The 16,932-nt window shown below is 70.9% G+C and carries 17 protein-coding genes; 9 read left to right on the forward strand and 8 right to left on the reverse strand.

What is annotated here, in order from left to right:
- Nucleotides 1-58: 58 nt before the first annotated feature.
- A complete protein-coding gene (gene mdoH / locus V5F74_RS17775) occupies nt 59-1,891 on the reverse strand; it encodes a glucans biosynthesis glucosyltransferase MdoH (protein WP_029556867.1) in 1,833 nt (610 codons plus the stop codon).
- 65 nt (nt 1,892-1,956) lie between these two features.
- On the opposite strand from mdoH, the gene V5F74_RS17780 reads away from it, so the two are divergent.
- Genes V5F74_RS17780 through V5F74_RS17795 form a run of 4 tightly spaced genes read left to right on the forward strand, consistent with a single transcriptional unit; the run spans nt 1,957 to nt 5,326 of the window.
- The gene (locus V5F74_RS17780) at nt 1,957-2,967 is read left to right on the forward strand and encodes a zinc-dependent alcohol dehydrogenase (RefSeq protein ID WP_029556866.1); all 1,011 of its coding nucleotides are present in this window, start codon (nt 1,957-1,959) and stop codon (nt 2,965-2,967) included.
- A 30-nt stretch (nt 2,968-2,997) separates the two neighbouring features.
- A complete protein-coding gene (locus V5F74_RS17785) occupies nt 2,998-3,408 on the forward strand; it encodes a 6-pyruvoyl trahydropterin synthase family protein (protein WP_024277257.1) in 411 nt (136 codons plus the stop codon).
- Entirely contained in the window at nt 3,405-4,463 is a 1,059-nt protein-coding gene (locus tag V5F74_RS17790; RefSeq protein ID WP_245279322.1) for a glycosyltransferase family 4 protein, read from the forward strand. Before V5F74_RS17785 ends, V5F74_RS17790 begins: the two co-directional genes overlap by 4 nt.
- A complete protein-coding gene (locus V5F74_RS17795) occupies nt 4,460-5,326 on the forward strand; it encodes an SAM-dependent methyltransferase (RefSeq protein ID WP_394009541.1) in 867 nt (288 codons plus the stop codon). Before V5F74_RS17790 ends, V5F74_RS17795 begins: the two co-directional genes overlap by 4 nt.
- A 3-nt stretch (nt 5,327-5,329) precedes the next feature.
- Here V5F74_RS17795 and V5F74_RS17800 read toward each other — a convergent pair whose 3' ends face one another.
- The 5 genes from V5F74_RS17800 to dapF all read right to left on the reverse strand — a co-directional run bounded on the left by V5F74_RS17800 (nt 5,330) and on the right by dapF (nt 10,262).
- Complete coding sequence (locus tag V5F74_RS17800; protein ID WP_394009542.1) at nt 5,330-6,253, reverse strand: SH3 domain-containing protein; 924 nt, start codon at nt 6,251-6,253, stop codon at nt 5,330-5,332.
- Nucleotides 6,250-6,609 (reverse strand): hypothetical protein, encoded by a 360-nt coding sequence (locus tag V5F74_RS17805; protein ID WP_029556862.1) that lies wholly within the window; start codon nt 6,607-6,609, stop codon nt 6,250-6,252. Before V5F74_RS17805 ends, V5F74_RS17800 begins: the two co-directional genes overlap by 4 nt.
- Before the next feature lie 131 nt (nt 6,610-6,740).
- Nucleotides 6,741-8,084, reverse strand: a complete 1,344-nt coding sequence (gene ftsY / locus V5F74_RS17810) for a signal recognition particle-docking protein FtsY (RefSeq protein WP_394009544.1) — start codon at nt 8,082-8,084, stop codon at nt 6,741-6,743.
- A gap of 22 nt (nt 8,085-8,106) precedes the next feature.
- The gene (mtaB, locus tag V5F74_RS17815) at nt 8,107-9,405 is read right to left on the reverse strand and encodes a tRNA (N(6)-L-threonylcarbamoyladenosine(37)-C(2))-methylthiotransferase MtaB (RefSeq protein WP_394009546.1); all 1,299 of its coding nucleotides are present in this window, start codon (nt 9,403-9,405) and stop codon (nt 8,107-8,109) included.
- Nucleotides 9,405-10,262, reverse strand: coding sequence for a diaminopimelate epimerase (gene dapF / locus V5F74_RS17820; protein ID WP_394009548.1), 858 nt, complete (start codon nt 10,260-10,262; stop codon nt 9,405-9,407). Before dapF ends, mtaB begins: the two co-directional genes overlap by 1 nt.
- Nucleotides 10,263-10,427: 165 nt before the next feature.
- On the opposite strand from dapF, the gene V5F74_RS17825 reads away from it, so the two are divergent.
- From V5F74_RS17825 to V5F74_RS17840, 4 genes are all read left to right on the forward strand, one after another.
- Nucleotides 10,428-11,117, forward strand: coding sequence for a GyrI-like domain-containing protein (locus V5F74_RS17825; protein ID WP_394009549.1), 690 nt, complete (start codon nt 10,428-10,430; stop codon nt 11,115-11,117).
- A 91-nt stretch (nt 11,118-11,208) separates the two neighbouring features.
- The gene (locus V5F74_RS17830) at nt 11,209-13,197 is read left to right on the forward strand and encodes a DUF3300 domain-containing protein (RefSeq protein WP_394009551.1); all 1,989 of its coding nucleotides are present in this window, start codon (nt 11,209-11,211) and stop codon (nt 13,195-13,197) included.
- Between the two features lie 175 nt (nt 13,198-13,372).
- Nucleotides 13,373-13,903: an RNA 2',3'-cyclic phosphodiesterase gene (gene thpR / locus V5F74_RS17835; protein ID WP_024277245.1), complete on the forward strand. Its 531-nt coding sequence runs from the start codon at nt 13,373-13,375 to the stop codon at nt 13,901-13,903.
- Between the two features lie 62 nt (nt 13,904-13,965).
- Nucleotides 13,966-14,379 (forward strand): YkvA family protein, encoded by a 414-nt coding sequence (locus V5F74_RS17840; RefSeq protein WP_394009553.1) that lies wholly within the window; start codon nt 13,966-13,968, stop codon nt 14,377-14,379.
- A gap of 3 nt (nt 14,380-14,382) precedes the next feature.
- On the opposite strand, the gene V5F74_RS17845 is transcribed toward V5F74_RS17840, so the two are convergent.
- Nucleotides 14,383-15,363, reverse strand: a complete 981-nt coding sequence (locus V5F74_RS17845; protein ID WP_250165096.1) for an NADPH:quinone oxidoreductase family protein — start codon at nt 15,361-15,363, stop codon at nt 14,383-14,385.
- A gap of 338 nt (nt 15,364-15,701) precedes the next feature.
- On the opposite strand from V5F74_RS17845, the gene V5F74_RS17850 reads away from it, so the two are divergent.
- On the forward strand, nt 15,702-16,223 hold the full coding sequence (locus V5F74_RS17850; protein ID WP_024277242.1) for an invasion associated locus B family protein: 522 nt from the start codon (nt 15,702-15,704) through the stop codon (nt 16,221-16,223).
- Nucleotides 16,224-16,356: 133 nt separating this feature from the next.
- On the opposite strand, the gene V5F74_RS17855 is transcribed toward V5F74_RS17850, so the two are convergent.
- Complete coding sequence (locus tag V5F74_RS17855) at nt 16,357-16,773, reverse strand: YidB family protein (RefSeq protein ID WP_024277241.1); 417 nt, start codon at nt 16,771-16,773, stop codon at nt 16,357-16,359.
- Nucleotides 16,774-16,932: the final 159 nt, after the last annotated feature.

The following is a 16,932-nucleotide window of genomic DNA, read 5'->3' on the forward strand; positions in this document are numbered from 1 at the left end:
CACGGAACAGGAAAGGCCGGGCTCGCGCCCGGCCTTTTCGTTTCTGCACCGTCTCAGATCAGGCCGCCCGGCGGGCCTCGAAGCTCTCGCCCGCGAGCAGGCGCTGCACCCGGCTCGGGCGGAACTCCTCCGGCACAGCGCACAGGCCGAGGCGCACGCACAGCCGGCCGAGACGCGGATCGGCGGTGGCCATGGTGAAGGGAATGGCGAGCACGTAGCCCGCCAGAACCGGCGACGCCCACAGCGCCAGCACCGGCTGCACCGCCAGCAGCGCGGCAAGAACGGCGAGACCGAACACCGTCTGCGGCCAGAACGCCCGGGCCGCATGGGCGAAGTCCACCCCGTGGCCATCGCGCGCCTGCGCGCGCCACGAGGCCCGCACCCGGCCCAGCAGCAGGCGGACCATCTCCAGCGTCACCGCCATGGCGGTGATGGCGCTGAGCAGGAAGGAGAACACCAGCTCCACCGCCACGGACGCCGCAAATCGCAGTGCGCCGCCATAACGGGCGACGCCGCCCGAGGTCAGCAAAACGTCGGCGACGCCGGCGAGCTTGGGCAGGAGCGCCATCGCCATCATGCCGGCGTAGAGCGCCAGAGCGAGCGCGGCGGGATAGGCCGGCCCCGCATCCGCCGCCGCCAGCGGCAGCAGCGCCAGCAGCGCCGGATGGGCCGGCACCGTCACGAACATCAGGATGGCCCAGACGAGCTGGAACCGGCTCATGGGCTGGAGGCTCCTTGCGAAGCCCGGAACGGTCAGCAGGCGCAGATACTGGAGATTGCCGAGGCACCAGCGCAGGTCGCGGCCGACGAAATCGGTGGCGGCCGGCGGGTTCTCCTCATAGCTCTCGCTCTCCACCGGCAGCACCCGCACCTCGTAGCCGGCGCGGCGCATGAGCACCGCTTCCACCTGATCGTGGGAGAGCACCGGTCCGCCGAACGGCGCGCCACCGGGAAGCTCGGGCAGATGGCAGGCGTCGCGGAAGGGGGCGACGCGGATCACTGCATTGTGCCCCCAGAACGGCCCGCAATCCCCCGCCCACCAGCTCGCGCCGAGGGTGTAGCTGCGCATGCCGTGCCGCATGCCGAACTGGAAGATGCGCCCGAACGCGCTCTGCGAGGGGAGCCCCACCACGAGGCTCTGCAGGATGCCGAGGCGCGGATAGGCCGCCATCAAGCGCACCATGGAGAGGATGGTGTCCGCCCCCATCAGGCTGTCGGCATCGAGCGGCAGCATGAAGTCGTAGCGCTCGCCCGCATCCGTGCAGAAGGCGCGGATGTTGCCGGCCTTGAACCCGGCATTGTCGGCGCGGCGGCGGTAGAAGATGCGGGATGGTCCCTCCTGCGCCCGCCACGCCGCCACCAGCGCCTCCTCGGCGGCGGCGATCTCCGGCCGCGAGGTGTCGCTGAGCACATGGAAATCGAAGGCGCCGCCGTGGCCGGTGAGGTCGAGGTCGGCCTTCACCGCCTTCAGCCGCGCCAGCGCCCGCGACGGGTCCTCATTGCGCACGGTGAGGAGGATGGCGGTGCGTGCGGTGATCTGCCCCTCGGGCAGAGGCGGGGCCAGAAACGGCGCGGCCGCCTCCACGCCCCGGCGCCGCCCGTGCAGCAGATAGAGACCCACCGCCGCATTCCAGAAGCCGATGGAATTCCACGGCGTGATGGCGAGCGCGCAGACCAGCAGCAGCCCATCCACCAGCGAGAAGCCGTCATGGGCGCCCAGCGCCACCATGCCCGCGAGGACGAGGGCCACCGTCGCCAGATTTGCGACCAGCATGAACAGACGGCGCCGCCGGAGCGTTGAGAGCGGCTGGATCAGGGCCGGCGTCAGCGTGGCCGACGCGTGTGCGGGTTTTTCCGGAAGCGTGGACAGTGGACCGGACCTTGAAGACATGCATAGCTCCCTGGGTGCCGGCGGCCCGCGGCGACGAAACCCCAAGCGTATACGAGAGCCAAAGCATGGCCGTTCATCCTGCGTCAACTTGCCACGCTTCGGTTTTTGCCCGCGCCCTCTGGTACGTCGCGCCCGGCGTCAGCGAGCTGAGGCCCGGCGTGTTGCCGGCAGTGGACGAGGCGACCGCGCAGGTCCGCACCGAATACAGCGCGATCAGCCGCGGCACCGAGCGGCTGGTGGCCGCCGGGCTCGCCGATCCCGTCCACCGCAAGCGCATGCGCGCACCGTTGCAGGAGGGCGAGTTCCCGTTTCCGGTGAAGTACGGCTATTGCGCCGTCGGCGCGGTGGAAGTGGGGCCGCCCGAACTTCTCGGCCGCCGCGTGTTCTCCCTTGCGCCTCATCAGGAGCGCTTCGTCGCGCTCACCGAGATGCTGGCCCCGGTGCCCGATGCCGTGCCGGCGCGGCGCGCCACCCTCGCCGCCAACATGGAGACGGCCCTCAATGCGGTGTGGGACGGCGGCGCCGGCCCCGGAGACCGCATCGTGGTGGTGGGCGCGGGGCTCGTCGGCCTGCTGGTCGCCTATCTCTGCGGCCGCCTGCCCGGTGCCGAGGTGACGGTGGTGGACACCGATCCCGCCCGCGCGGCGGTGGCCGCGACGTTCGGCGCCGGTTTCCTGCCCGCCGAGCCCGGCCCGACCGATCTTGATGCCGATCTCGTCTTCCACACCTCCGGCTCCTCGGCGGGCCTCAACACCTGCCTCGCCTGCTGCGGCGACGAGGGCCGCGTGATCGAGATGAGCTGGTACGGCGACCGTCCGGTGGATGTGGCGCTGGGCGGCGGCTTCCATCACAAGCGCCTCGCCATCCTCTCCTCGCAGGTGGGCGCGGTCAGCCCCGCCCGCCGCCCGCGCTGGAGCCGTCGCCGCCGCCTGCTCAAGGCGCTGGACCTCCTCGCCGACGACCGGCTCGATGCCCTCATCACCGAGGAGGTCGCCTTCAATGATCTGCCGGCCCGGATGCCGCGTATTCTCGCAGCCGGTTCGGAAGGGATCGCCACCGTCGTCAAATACGGCTGAAGCCGGACCACCGGACAGAAAGGACATTCCATGTACGCGGTAGAGGTGCGGGACCACATCATGATCGCCCATTCCTTCCGGGGCGACCTGTTCGGCCCGGCGCAGGCGCTGCACGGGGCGACCTTCGTGGTGGATGTGGCCTTCTATCGCGAGGACCTCACCGAAGAGGGTGTGGTGGTGGACATCGCCCGCGCCCATGAGGCGCTGAAAGGCGTGCTCGGCCCGCTCAACTACAAGAACCTCGACGAGGTGCCCGCCTTCGCCGGCCGCAACACCACCACCGAGGTGCTGGCCCGCCACGTGTTCGACCACATGGCGGCCGCTGCCCGCTCCGGCGATCTCGGCACCGGGGGCGACGGCATCGTGCGCATCCGGGTGTCGCTGCACGAATCCCACGTCGCCCGCGCCTGGTACGAGGCCGATATCGGCCCCGCCGCGTGAGCACCCCCGTGCGGCCGGCGGTGGCGCTGGTCCATCCCGGCGCCATCGACACCCCCAGCGGCGGCTATGCCTATGACCGGCGCATCCTCGCAGGTCTCAAGGCGCAGGGTTTCGATGCGACGCCACTCTCCCTCGAAGGCGGCTTCCCCTGTCCCACGGCGGACGAGATCGAGGCGGCTCTCGCCGCTCTTGCTGCGACACTTCCCGGCACCGTGCTGCTGGCGGATGGCCTCGCCCTCGGCGCCCTGCCGGGCGAGGGCCTGCGGCAGCTCGGACGGCCCGTGGTGGCGCTGGTGCATCATCCCCTCGCGCTGGAGACCGGCCTCTCGCAGGAGGTCGCGGCCCGCCTGCTGGAAAGCGAGGCCGCCGCGCTTGCCGCCGCCGCCGCCGTCATCGCCGTCAGCCCGGAGACGCGGCGGATGCTGGTGGAGCGCTATGGCGTGCCGCCGGAAAAGATCACCCTCGCCTTGCCCGGCACCGCCCCGGCGGCCCGCGTGCCGGCGGACGGCCAGCCGCCCCGACTCATCGCAGTGGGGTCGCTGACGCCCCGCAAGGGCTATGGCGTGCTGCTCGACGCCCTCGACGGCCTCACGGATCTCGACTGGACGCTGACCATCGTCGGCAGCCCGGATTTCGAGCCGGAGACGGCGCGGGAGATCGCCGCGCGCGCGGCCGGGTTCGGCCCCCGCATCCGCCTCGCCGGCGCGCTCCATGTGACGGCGCTGGACGAGGCCTATGCCGCCGCCGACATCTTCGTCCATCCCTCCTTCTATGAGGGCTACGGCATGGTGCTGGCCGAGGCGCTGCGGCGCGGCTTGCCGGTCATCTGCACCACCGGCGGTGCGGCCGGCGAGACGGTCCCGGACGGGGCCGGCCTGAAGGTGCCGCCCGGCGATGCGGACGCCCTCGCCGCGGCGCTGCGCCCGCTGCTAATCGATCCCGTGCGGCGGCGGGCGATGGCCGATGCCGCCTTCGCCGCCGGCACCGCCCTGCCCGACTGGTCGGACACCGTGGCCGTCATCGGCCGGGTGCTGATGGAGGTCGCCGACCGATGAGCGAATTGGCTCCCGCCCCTGCCGCGACCTTCTCCGCCGGATGGCTCGCCTTGCGGGAGGCCGCCGACCATCGCGCCCGATCGGCGGCGCTGGAGGCGAAGCTCGCCGCCCGGCTGTCGTCCCTGGTAGAGCAACGCATCGTCGATCTCGGCGCCGGTTCCGGCTCCAACCTCCGCGCCCTCGCGCCGAAGCTCGGACCGCGCCAGCACTGGATATTGGTGGACCACGACAACACCCTCGCCGAGGCCGCCCGGACCGCCTTTCGCGCCTTCGCGGACGGCTGGCGGGAGGACGGGGCAACGCTGGTGCTCGATCTCGCGGGCAAGGAGGTGACGGTGGAATTCGCTTTGCGCGACATCGCCGCCGACCCCGCCGCGCCGCTGGCCTTCCGGCCCCATCTCGTCACCGCCTCGGCCTTCTACGATCTCGTGTCGGCGGACTGGTGCCAACGCTTCGCGGCAGCGTTCGCCGGCACCGGCGTGGTGCTCCATGCGGCGCTGACGTGCGACGGCCGGGATGCGTGGTCGCCACCGCATCCGGCGGACGTGGAAATCGCGGATGCCTTCCGCGCTCATCAGGGCACCGACAAGGGCTTCGGTCGCGCCGCCGGCGCGGATGCGGGCACCATCCTGGGCGAGGCCCTTGGGGCGGCGGGCTATGTCATCGAGACGGCAGACAGCCCGTGGCGGCTCGACGCCGGCGACAGTCAGCTGATCGCCGAGCTTGCGAAAGGCACCGCGCAGGCGGCGGTGGAGAGCGGGCACGTACCGGCTGAGGTCGCAGCCGATTGGCATCAGGCGCGGGCGATGGCGCAGGGCTGCGTCATCGGCCATGTGGACCTGCTGGCCCTGCCCCGCGACTAGTCCTCAGCTGCAGTTCGTGACCTGGTTGGAGCAGATGCCGCGCCACCAGCCGCGTTTGCCATCCCGGCTCTTGGTCAGCGCCCAGTTGGCGGAGCAGGCGTAAAGGCGCTCCAGCGTGCCGTCGATGGGCAGATTGCCGGAGGGGTCGGCCGCGTCGTCGCCGGGCGGGATGTCTTTGGAATCGACGCTCGGCGCCTGATGCAGGCGCATGACAGGCATCTGCGTGTTGGCATAGGCACCGCCCGCCTTGTCCGCCGGAATCCAGCCGGCGCCCTTGTAGGTCTTCGGGTAGGAGCGCGGCGGCGGATCATCGTAAGGCGCGCCGGGCGGGGTGGCGTTGCGGATGCGGAACCAGCCGTCCTTGTAGCCGGTGACCTCGAACTCCGCGTGCCAGCTGTCGTCCTCGCCCTGTCCCGACTCGGGCGTATGGCGCGGCGGGGCAAGGGTGCCGACCACCTTCGCCGTGGCCGAAGGCGCGGCGCGCACAGCAAGGCCCTTGCGGCTGGTGTCGATGGACCAAGCCTTGATCTGGCAGGGCTCGACACCCGGCTCCGCCTTCTGTTTCGCCAGACCGGCGAGGATGTCCGCCTGCTCCTCCGCGACGGGATCGTCCCCGGCCGCGTCCTGAGGGGTGCGCGGGCGCACGGTGGCGGAGACGACCTTCCGGGCATCGCCCTCAGGCGTCAGCGTCACCTCCAGCACCTGCCCGGGCGGGAAGGCGCTGCCCGGCGTCCTGGGATCGTCCGCGCCAGCGGGAAAGACGGCGATCAGCGCCGTCTGCCCCAGCTCCCCCGCGCGCAGAACGCGGCCGGCCACCAGCGTCTTCGGCAGCTGCGCCGTGGCGGCGGCGACCCACGCCGGGTCTTCCGCGCGGGCCTCGCCCGCCAGCACAGGCACGGCAAGCGCGAGGAGGACGAGGCGCCTCATTGGGGCGCGATGATCTTCAGCGGGGTGGTGTAGGGCTCGACCCGCAGGCTGTCATTGCCGAGGATGCTCACGCGCGCCACCGGCGCCTGCTCCAGCGCCCCGTCGGCGGCCTTGCGCACCGCATAGCGCCAGAGCGTCACCTCACCCTTCCCCTTCAGCGCCTTGCCGATGGCGGTGACATCGCTGCCGCCGAGGGCCGCCACATCCTGCGGCGAGAGGCCGACGACGATCTCGTCCTTCACCGTGACGATCTTGAACAGCGGCGTCGTTTCCGCAGCAAAAGCCGCTCCGGAGAGGGCCAGAAGCGTCCCTGTGGCCAGCGAGAGGGAGAAGAGGCGTCGGGAAGACAGGGTCATTGCGGCGATCCTCGGGATGGCGCACGGCGGCGCTCAAGGCCGACATTTCCCGAGGAACGGCGGATTCGCAACCGCCGCGTGCCGAAACGGCAGCAGGGCGGCAGAGCGCTACCGCACAGGCGCGAAAGACCTCATTCCAGCCCGGCGATGGCCCGTGCGAAATCGCGCGCCGCGAACGGCTGGAGGTCGTCCTGCCCCTCGCCCACGCCGATGAGATGGATGGGCAGCTTGTGCTTCGCCGCGATGGCCACGAGGATGCCGCCGCGCGCCGTGCCGTCGAGCTTGGTCATCACGAGGCCGGTGACACCGGCAATGCGCGCGAAGGCCTCCACCTGAGACAGCGCGTTCTGGCCCACGGTGGCGTCGAGCACGAGGAGCACCGCGTGCGGGGCGGTGGGCTCCTGCTTCTTGATGACCCGGACGACCTTTTCCAGCTCCGCCATCAGCTCGGCGCGGTTTTGCAGGCGGCCGGCGGTGTCGATCATCAGGATATCGGCGTTCTGGGCGCGCGCCTCGGTGATGGCGTCATGGGCAACACCCGCCGCATCGGCGCCCTGCTCGCGGGCGATGACGGTGGCGCCGGTGCGTTCGCCCCACACCTTCAGTTGCTCGATGGCGGCGGCGCGGAAGGTGTCGCCGGCGGCGAGCACCACCTTGCGGCCCTCGGCGCGCCACTGGGAGGCGAGCTTGCCGATGGTGGTGGTCTTGCCCGATCCGTTGACGCCCACCATCAGCAGGATGAACGGCTTGTGCGCGGTGTCCACCACCAGCGGCGTCGCCACCGGGGCGAGGATGCGCTCCACCTCGGCGGCGATGAGGCTCTTCACCTCCTCGGCCGAGATCATCTTGTCGTGCCGACCGCGCCCCACGTCCTCGACGATTCGCATGGAGGTCTCGACGCCGAGATCGGCGCGGATCAGCACTTCCTCCAGCTCCTCAAGCGTCGCCGCATCAAGCTTGCGCTTGGAAACAAGGTCGGTGATGCCCTGCCCAAGGCTGGAGGCGGTGCGGGCAAGGCCCGAGGCGAGGCGGCTCCAGAAGCCCTTGCGCGGCTCCGGGGCCGGGGTTGCGGCGACGGGTTCAGGCGACGGCGTGGGAAGCGCGGGGGCTTCGGGCGCGACGGCCGGGGGCGGCTCAGGAGCGGGAATTTCGACCGGCTCGGGCTCCGCCTCGGCAACGGGCTTCGGCGCAGCCTCGGCAAGCGGCTCGGGTTCGGCGGGCTCAAGCGCAGGAGCTTCGACGGGCGACGCGGCGACGGGCTCCGGCACCGGCGGCGCGGCAGGCTCCGCCGCAGCGCTCTCCACCGAGGTCGGCAGCGGCACGTCCGGCGCAACAGGCACGGGCGCGGCTTCCGCCGTATCGGGAACAGGCGCGTCGGGCGGCGGCGCTACCGGCGTTTCGGCCGCCGGCTCGCCCTTCAGCCAGCCCCAGAAGCCGCGCTTCTTCTTGTCGTTTCCGCCGTCCTGCTGGCTCATGCCCGAGATCCCATGAAATGTGTCACGCCGCGATGAGCCGCGCGCCGTCGTGCCCGGCGATCCTCAGATCGGCGAGGCTGCCGCGCACGGCCGCGCCCGAGAGGCGCACCGGGGTGAAATGTTCGGTATGTCCGCGCCCGCCGGCCTCCACCAGCACCGTGCGGCGGCGGCCGACCTCGGCCGACAGGTGCCGGCGCAGCAGCCCTGCCCCGGTCTCGCGCAGCCGCGCCGCGCGCTCGGCCACCAGCGCCGGGGCGAGTTGGGGCATGCGGGCCGCCGCCGTGCCCGGTCGGGCGGAATAGGGGAAGGCGTGGAGGAAGGCGAGGCCCGCCTCCTCCGCGAAATCGCGCGTGGCGCGGGCCTGCGCCTCGGTCTCGGTGGGAAAGCCGGCGATGATGTCGGCGCCCAGCACCACGTCCGGCCGCGCCTGCCGCAGCGCGGCGATGAAGGCGAGCGCCTCGGCCCGGCTGTGGCGGCGCTTCATGCGCTTCAGGATGAGGTCGTCGCCGGACTGGAGCGAGAGGTGGAGATGCGGCATCAGCCGCTCTTCCTCGGCGAGGGCGCGCATCAGTTCGGCATCCGCCTCCACCGCGTCGATGGAGGAGAGGCGCAGCCGCTTCAGCTCCGGCACGCCGGCCAGCACCGCCCGCACCAGCCGCCCGAGGGTCGGCGCGCCCGGAAGGTCGGCGCCATAGGCGGTGAGGTCGACGCCGGTGAGCACCACCTCGCCATGGCCGCTTGCGACGAGCCGCGCCACCTGCGCCACCACCGCGCCCATGGGCACGCTGCGCGAGGGGCCGCGCCCGAACGGGATGATGCAGAAGGTGCAGCGGTGGTCGCAGCCGTTCTGCACCTCCACGAAGGCACGCGTATGCCCCTCGAACCGGTCGGCGAGATGCGGCGTCGCCTCGCGCACCGCGGAGATGTCCTGGACCTGCACCTTCTGCTCGGCGCTGATGCCGAAATCGAGGCGGGAAGCGAGCATCTGGCGGGCGCCCGCCCACGTCTCGACGCCGGTCTTGGCCGCATTGCCGAGCACGAGGTCCACCTCGTCCATGCCGGCGAAGGTGGCGGGCTCGGTCTGGGCGGCGCATCCGGTGACGACGATGCGGAGGGACGGATCGCGCCGACGGGCACGGCGGATGGCCTGCCGCGCCTGCCGCACGGCCTCGGCCGTCACGGCGCAGGTGTTCACCACGAAGGCGCGCTCCAGCCCCGCGGCCGCAGCGGCGCGGGCGATACCGTCACCTTCCAGCGCGTTCAGGCGACAGCCGAAATTGACCACTTCCACGCTGGCTTGCACGCCCGGCCCCTCCGCCATCAGGCGGCCTCCCCCAGCATGGCAGGGGTGAGGGTGCCGGCGAACTCGTGCTCCACGGGGCCGGTCATCAGCACGTGGCCGTCGCTCTCGCGCCATTCGATCTCCAGCGGCCCGCCGGGCAGCGTCACCGTGACGGCCCGGCCGGTGCGGCCGGTGCGAACGGCGGCGACGCCGGTGGCGCAGGCGGCGGTGCCGCAGGCCCGCGTGCGGCCGGCGCCGCGTTCCCACACATGCAGCAGGATGCGATCCGGCGCGGTGAGGCTGGCGAAGGAGATGTTGGCGCGCTCGGGGAAGAGCGGATGGTGCTCCAGCGCGGCGCCGAGGCCTTCCACATCCATGGCGTCCGCGTCGGGGACGAAGAAGATGGCGTGGGGGTTGCCCATGCTCACCATCACCGCCGGCCCGAGAGTCTCGAAGCCGGGCACGAGGACGGAGGCGGTATCGCCCACGTCTTGAGCCAGCGGAATGTCGCGCCAGCTGAGGCGGGGGGCGCCCATGTCCACCTTCACCTGCCCGTCCGGACGCACGGTGCAGTCCAACAGCCCCGCCTCGCTCTCGAACAGGACGTGGGGCGTGCCGGTGCGCTCGGCCTCCAGCGCGGCGATGCAGCGGGTGCCGTTGCCGCAGGCGGCGGAAAGCGAGCCGTCATTGTTGAGGATGCGTACGAAGGCGGCGGTGTCGTCGCGGCGCGGGGGATAGAGCACCATGGCCTGATCGAACGGCAGCACGGAAGGCCGCGCCAGCGCCCGCGCGGCGGCGGGCGGCACCTCCACCGGATCGGCGCGCAGGTCGAGGACGAGGATCTCGTTGCCGAGACCGTTCATCTTCACGAAGGGGCGGTGGCTGAGCGGGTTCACGGGCGTCCGGGGCTGTCCGACAAGGTCTTTGCCCTATATGGCGCCGTTCCGTCCATCACACCACCCCCGCGCCGCCCGCAACCCGCCGCAATCACGCCGAACTGCGCCATGAGAACATGCTAGACAGAGTGCGTCGCGGCCCTTCGGCCCGCGGGAGGATGGACGATGACGGGCGTTTGGGGGACGAGGCTCGGACGGGCGGCGGTTGTTTTCGGGCTCATGATGGCGCTGGTGGCTCCCGCGGTCGCGCAGGCGCCGAAGGATGCGCCGCAGAAGGATGCGCCGCAGAAGGATGCCCCGCAGAAGGGGCAGGACACGCTGACCCCGCCGCCGGTGGTGGACCCGAAGAAGGTGGAAACGACCCCCGTCACACCCGGCGCGCCCGCCGCATCTACCTTTGCGCCGGACGAACTGACGCTGTCGCCCGTGCCGGTGCTGACGCTCTCGGGCTCGTCCTCATGGGAGGACGCCTATGACAAGCTGGTGGAGGCCGTCCGCAAGGCCGACACCGAGCTGAAGCGGCTGGGCCTGACGCGGGCCGGCCAAGTGTTCGTCATGTACACCACCAGCGACGACCGCGGCTTCGACTATGAGGTGCAGGTGCCGTTCTCCGGCACCACAACGCAGAAGCCGGCGGAGCCCATGAAGCTCGGCGGCTCCTTCGCGGGCAAGGTTCTGCGGTTCGTCCATACCGGCTCGTTCGGCGACATGGACAACACCTACGAGCAGATCGCCAATTATCTCGACGAAAAGAACGTCGAGCAGAACGACCTCTATATCGAGCGTTACCGTACCGACCTCCTGACCGCCTCCCCGGAGGCCCTTGAGATCGAAATCCTCGTGCCCCTGCCCTGAGCAGACACCCCGAGAAAATAGAGCAACATCAAGGAACGACGGCGCCCGCGGATCTAACCTAGGGTCAAAGCGCCGCCACAAGGAGGGCCGCATGGGTGGCATATCCGTAAGAAACTGCGTCAAGGGGCGGACGGGAAACCTCTCGCGCATCGCACTCGCGGCGGTGTTCGGCTGGTCCACCATTTATCCCGCCCTCGCCCAGACCCCGCCTCCCGGCCCGCAGGGCGCACAGGGCTATCCGCAGGGAGGGCCTCCGGCCGTCCAGCCCGGCGCCGTCCCGCCGCCGCAGGGCCAGCCGCTGCCGCCGCCCCAGCCGGGCGATCAGGTGCAGCCGGCCTATTCGCTCAGCGAGCTCGAATATCTGCTCGGCCCGGTGGCGCTCTATCCGGACCCGCTGCTCGCCATCCTGTTCCCGGCGACCCTGTTCCCGGAACAATTGGTGGAAGCCTACAACTGGATCGTCGCCAATCCCGGCCTCGTGCAGGAGCGCAACTTCACGGCGGTGGATGCCTTCAACTGGGATTCCTCGGTGAAGGCGCTGGTCCGCTTCCCGGACGTGGTCACGCTCCTCCATGAGCACATGGAATGGTCGGAATCCCTCGGCCTCGCCTTCTCGACCCAGCCGCAGGACGTGTCCAACACCATCCAGATGCTGCGCGCCAAGGCGCAGGCCGTCGGCAATCTGCAGACGACGCCGCAGCAGGTGGTGACGACGCAGGAAGTCCCCGCCAGCAGCGGCGGCAGCGGCCCCGCGCGCACCATCTATATCCAGCCGGCCGATCCCGAGCGGATCTACGTGCCGGCCTATGACAGCTCCGAGGTCTTCACCACCTTCGCCACCGGTGCGCTCGCGTTCGGTGCCGGCGTGCTGGTCGGCTCCTACTGGAACAACAACTGGGGCTGGAACAACCGACCGTGGAACTCGGTGTGGGTCGTGCCGCCGCGCTGGGTGCGCCCGCCCTACTGGGGTCCGGGCTGGGGTGGCCGTCCGCCGGCATGGGGTCCGGGACCGTGGGTTCCCGGCCGTCCCGGCTTCCCGCCGCCGGTCCGTCCCGGCTGGCCGGGTGGCCCCGGAGGTCCCGGTCGTCCGGGCTGGCCCGGTGGTCCTGGTGGCCCCGGCGGTCCCGGTTGGCCGGGTGGACCGGGTGGACCGGGTGGACCCGGTCGTCCTGGCTGGCCTGGCGGACCCGGAGGACCGGGTGGCCCCGGTGGACCCGGCCGTCCCGGAATGCCCGGCTATCCCGGTGGACCGGGCGTCGGTCCTGGCCGTCCCGGTATGCCGCTTGTTCCCGGAGCCCCCGGCCGTCCGGGCTATCCCGGTGGTCCGGGCCGTCCCGGCACGCCCGGCTATCCCGGTGGACCCGGCGTTGGTCCCGGCCGTCCTGGGATGCCGCTTGTTCCCGGAGCCCCCGGCCGTCCAGGCTATCCCGGTGGTCCGGGCCGTCCCGGCACACCCGGCTATCCCGGTGGACCCGGCGTTGGTCCCGGCCGTCCAGGTATGCCCGTCGTTCCCGGCACGCCTGGCCGTCCGGGCTATCCCGGGGCGGGACCGGGTCGTCCCGGATATCCCGGCACTCCCGGCGTCGGACCCGGCCGTCCCGGTCGCCCCGGCATGCCCGGCAATATCCCCGGCCAGCCCGGCGTGGGTCCGGGACGTCCCGGATATCCCGGCACTCCCGGCGTCGGACCCGGTCGTCCAGGCCGTCCCGGCCAGCCCGGTGTTCCGGGCGCGGGACCGAACCGTCCCGGTTATCCGAATGCCGGCCCGAACCGGCCCGGCTATCCGAACGCGGGTCCCAACCGGCCCAACCGGCCGTCGGTCCAGCCGAACCGGCCGGCCAACCGGCCCGCCAACGTGCGGCCGCAGAACCGGCCGCAACAGGTTCGCCCGCAGCAGCGGCCCCAGCAGATGCGACCCCAGCAAAGGCCGCAGCAGATGCGCCCGCAACAGCGGCCCCAGCAGATGCGGCCTCAGCAACGGCCGCAGCAGATGAGGCCCCAGCAGATGCGTCCGCAGCCGCGGGCCATTCCGCAGCAGCGGGCGGCGCCGCAGAACCGCCCGCGGCCCGGCCAGCGCTGAGCCCTAGACATTCCGCCCGGCTTCGGCCGGGCGGTTTGTTTCAGCGCCGCCGAAGACGGGGCAGAGCCCTTTCCTTCGGCGCGCGAATCTCCTTCACTGGAAGCGTTGGGCCCGCGGTTGCGCCGCGGTTCCTCGTGAGACCGGCCCCGTTCCGCCGGCCATCGCGGAGGGTTCAATGCCGCGACTGTTCACCGCCATCGAGATCCCCCCCGAGGTGGGGCTCGGCCTCTCCATGCTGCGAGGCGGGCTGTCCGGCGCGCGCTGGATCGATTCCGAGAACTATCACGTCACCCTGCGCTTCATCGGCGACGTGGACGACGCCACCGGCCGCGACATCATGCTGATGCTCGGGCAGGTGCGCCGCCCGGCCTTCGATATCGCGCTGGACGGGCTGGACCAGTTTGGCGGCCACAAGCCGCGCGCCGTGTTCGCGGCGGTGAAGGCCAATGCGGCGCTCATGGAATTGCAGGCCGAGCAGGAGCGCATCATGCAGCGGCTCGGCCTCGGTGCCGAGCGCAACTACAAGCCCCACGTCACCCTCGCCCGGCTGCGCGACGCGTCCTCACGGCAGGTGGCGGATTACCTTGCCGCGCGCGGCTCCTTCCGCACCCCGCCGTTCCACGTGCCGCGCTTCGTGCTGTTCTCCTCGCGGGATTCGGTGGGCGGCGGCCCCTACCTCGTCGAAGCGGCCTACCCTCTCCTGTAGGGCGCCCCTCTGTAGGACGACCCGCCTCTTGCAGCGCTGTGCGCGGTCCCCATTTCATTGGCATGACCACGCACACGCTGAACTCCGACGATTTCGACCGCCTCTCGGGCGCCGAGCGGGACAAGGCCGCGCAAGACGAGGCCAGCGTCCGCAAGGGCTTCTGGAAGAAGATGCGCGGCGCCGCCCGCCACGTCCCCTTCGCCGAGGACGCGGTGGCGAGCTATTACGCCGCCTTCGACCGCGAGACGCCGCTGCGCGTGCGGGCGACGCTGCTCGGCGCGCTGGCCTATTTCGTCCTGCCGTTCGACATCGCGCCGGATTTCCTGCCGCTCGTGGGCTTCGGCGACGATGCGGCCGTGCTGATGGGCGCGCTGAAGCTGCTCTCCGGCCACGTGAAGCCCGAGCATTATGAAGCGGCCAAGGCAGCCCTCGATCCCGACCATCAGGCGAGCGGGGAGGATGGCCACCCGGCCTGAGCTTCAGTCCGCCACGGTCAGCACCACCTTGCCCTTCACCCGGCGCCCGGAAATCTCGCCGAGGGCCTCGGCGCAGTGTTCCAGCGGGAAGGTCTTGTCCACGTGCGCGGAGATGCGCCCGTCGCGGGCATAGCCCATCAGTTCGGCCACCGCGTCGCGCAGCCAGCCGGGATTGGCCCGGGCATGGGCACCGAAGGCGACGCCGCGCATGTCGCAATTCTTCACCAGCAGCAGGTTGAGCGGGATCTTCGGGATTTCGCCCGCGGCGAAGCCCACCACCAGGAAGCGGCCGAGTGAGCCCAGCGCACGCAGGGCCTGCTCCGCCATGTCGCCGCCCACGGGGTCGTAGATCACGTCCAGCCCCTTCTCGCCGCCGAACGCCTTGAGCGCGGCCTTGAGGTCGCCGGAGGCATAGTCGAAGCCTTCGTCCGCGCCATGCTCCAGGGCGAAGCGCACCTTCTCCGGCGAGGAGGCGCAGGCGATAATGCGCGCCCCGAGCACCCGGCCGAGTTCCACCGCCGCAAGCCCGACGCCGCCCGAGGCGCCGAGCACAGCCAGCCGCTCACCGGCCTTCAGTTCACCGCGGTCCCTGAGGGCATAGAGCGCCGTGCCGTAGGTGACGATGAGGCCGGCAGCCTTCACGAGGTCGACGTCGTCCGGAACCTTGGCGAGGAATTGGGCCGGTGCCGCGACATACGCGCGCGCCGCGCCGTAGGTCTGATAGCCGCATACCCGGTCGCCCACGGCAAAGCCGGTCACGCCCGCGCCCAGCGCCGCCACATGGCCGGCATATTCCGCGCCGGGGGAGAAGGGCAGCTCGGGCTTCACCTGGTAGAGATCGCGGATGATGAGCGTGTCGAAGAAGTTGAGGCCGATGGCCGCGACCTTCACCAGAACCTCGCCGGGACCGGGCACCGGCTGCGGCAGGTCGCGAATCTCGAGGGTTTCGGGGGCACCATGGCGCGCGCACACCACCGCTTTCATGAACGCTCCTTCTCTCCCGCGTGACGGGATCGGATTACCAAAAATTAACCCAAACGGGCGGAAGCACGGGGTAAACACGCCCTTCCGCGACGGCACCGGCCCCTTACGATCCCTGCGCCTTGCGCTTCACCGAGCGGCCGGACAGTCTCGCAAAGTCCCATGGCGCAACGAATCGGGCGGCTTCGCACGTCCGGCGCATTGAGCGGAGCCGAGCCTTTGGGTTAGGAAAACGCAAGACCACCCCGCCATTTTTTTGACCGCCTGCCTCGCTACCCGACAGCCGGCGGCCAGCCTGAAGTCCGATTGCCTTAAAGGGCCCCAGCGATTTAGGAGAAGCCATGACGCTTCCTCGTGTCCATCCTGCACTCCTGGGCGTGTTCCTCGCCTGCGCCGCAGCCGTCCCGGCCGTCGCGCAGGGTCAGCCTCAGTCGAAAGCGGTGGCGCAGTTCGGCGACTGGAGCGTCTACGTCTCCACCTCCAGCCCGAAGGTCTGCTACGCCATCTCCCAGCCGAAGACCCGCGCGCCCGAGGGCCTGAAGCGCGATCCGGCCTATTTCTTCATCTCCACCCGTCCCGGTGAGAACGTGAAGAACGAAGTGACCGTCACCATGGGCTTCCCCCTGAAGGAGGGCTCGGACGCCACCCTGACGGTCGGCAACGCGACGCTCCAGCTCTACACGAAGGATCAGGGCGCCTGGGTGCGCAACGTGGCGGACGAATCCAAGCTCGTGGAAGCCATGAAGCGCGGCAAGGACCTCACGGTTGCCTCCACCTCCCTGCGCGGCAACGTGACCACCGACAAATATTCGCTGGTCGGCCTCGGCCAGGCCATCGATCGGGTGGCGCAGGAGTGCAAGTGAACGACGTCGGTTGAGCGACGTGGGCTGAACGACGTGGGCTGAGCGGATGCCGCTGAACGCGTTCAGGTGATGCGGAAGGGACGGGTCCAGCCCGTCCCAGCAATCACCGTCCCGATCGTCACTGGCCGGGCAATCACCGCCCGGGAAGTTCCAGCACGCCGTTGGGGCTGAAGCGGTCGATGATGGCCGGCAGGTGCTTGGCCAGGAGTTCCGGCAGCATTTCCGGCTGGAGGCCCAGCCCGTTCGCGATGGCGGTGAGGGGTTCGGCGCCGAGCGCGTTGACGATCTCGTCCGCGCTCACCGGCACGTTGGGGCCGGTGGACAGCCAGCTCTCCACCTCGTGGGCAAGCCCTGCCTCGTGCAGTTGCGCCAGCACGCCCTCGATGCTGCCATAAGGCGTCTTCGCCAGAGCGCCGTCGAGGATGCCGGGTAGCGCCGAGGCCATGGGGCCGCTGAGCAGCGTGTCGATGAGGGCGCCGGCGCCCTCCGGACCGGCGCGTCCGAGCATGTTGGAGAGCATGCTGCCCGCCATCTGATCGAACAGGCCCATCCCCATCTCCTCCTGCTGCGCTGCACGATGCGGCGCACTTCGGGTTGGTGTACCGGATCGCCCGAGCGGTGTCGATCTGGCGTGGATCGGTCACGAATGCCTGATCGCCTGCGGCTCCGCGCCGCTGGGACGGCGTGTGACCTATGCACGACGATCGTC

The organism is Xanthobacter aminoxidans (assembly GCF_043193615.1).
Taxonomy (GTDB): Bacteria; Pseudomonadota; Alphaproteobacteria; order Rhizobiales; family Xanthobacteraceae; genus Xanthobacter; species Xanthobacter aminoxidans.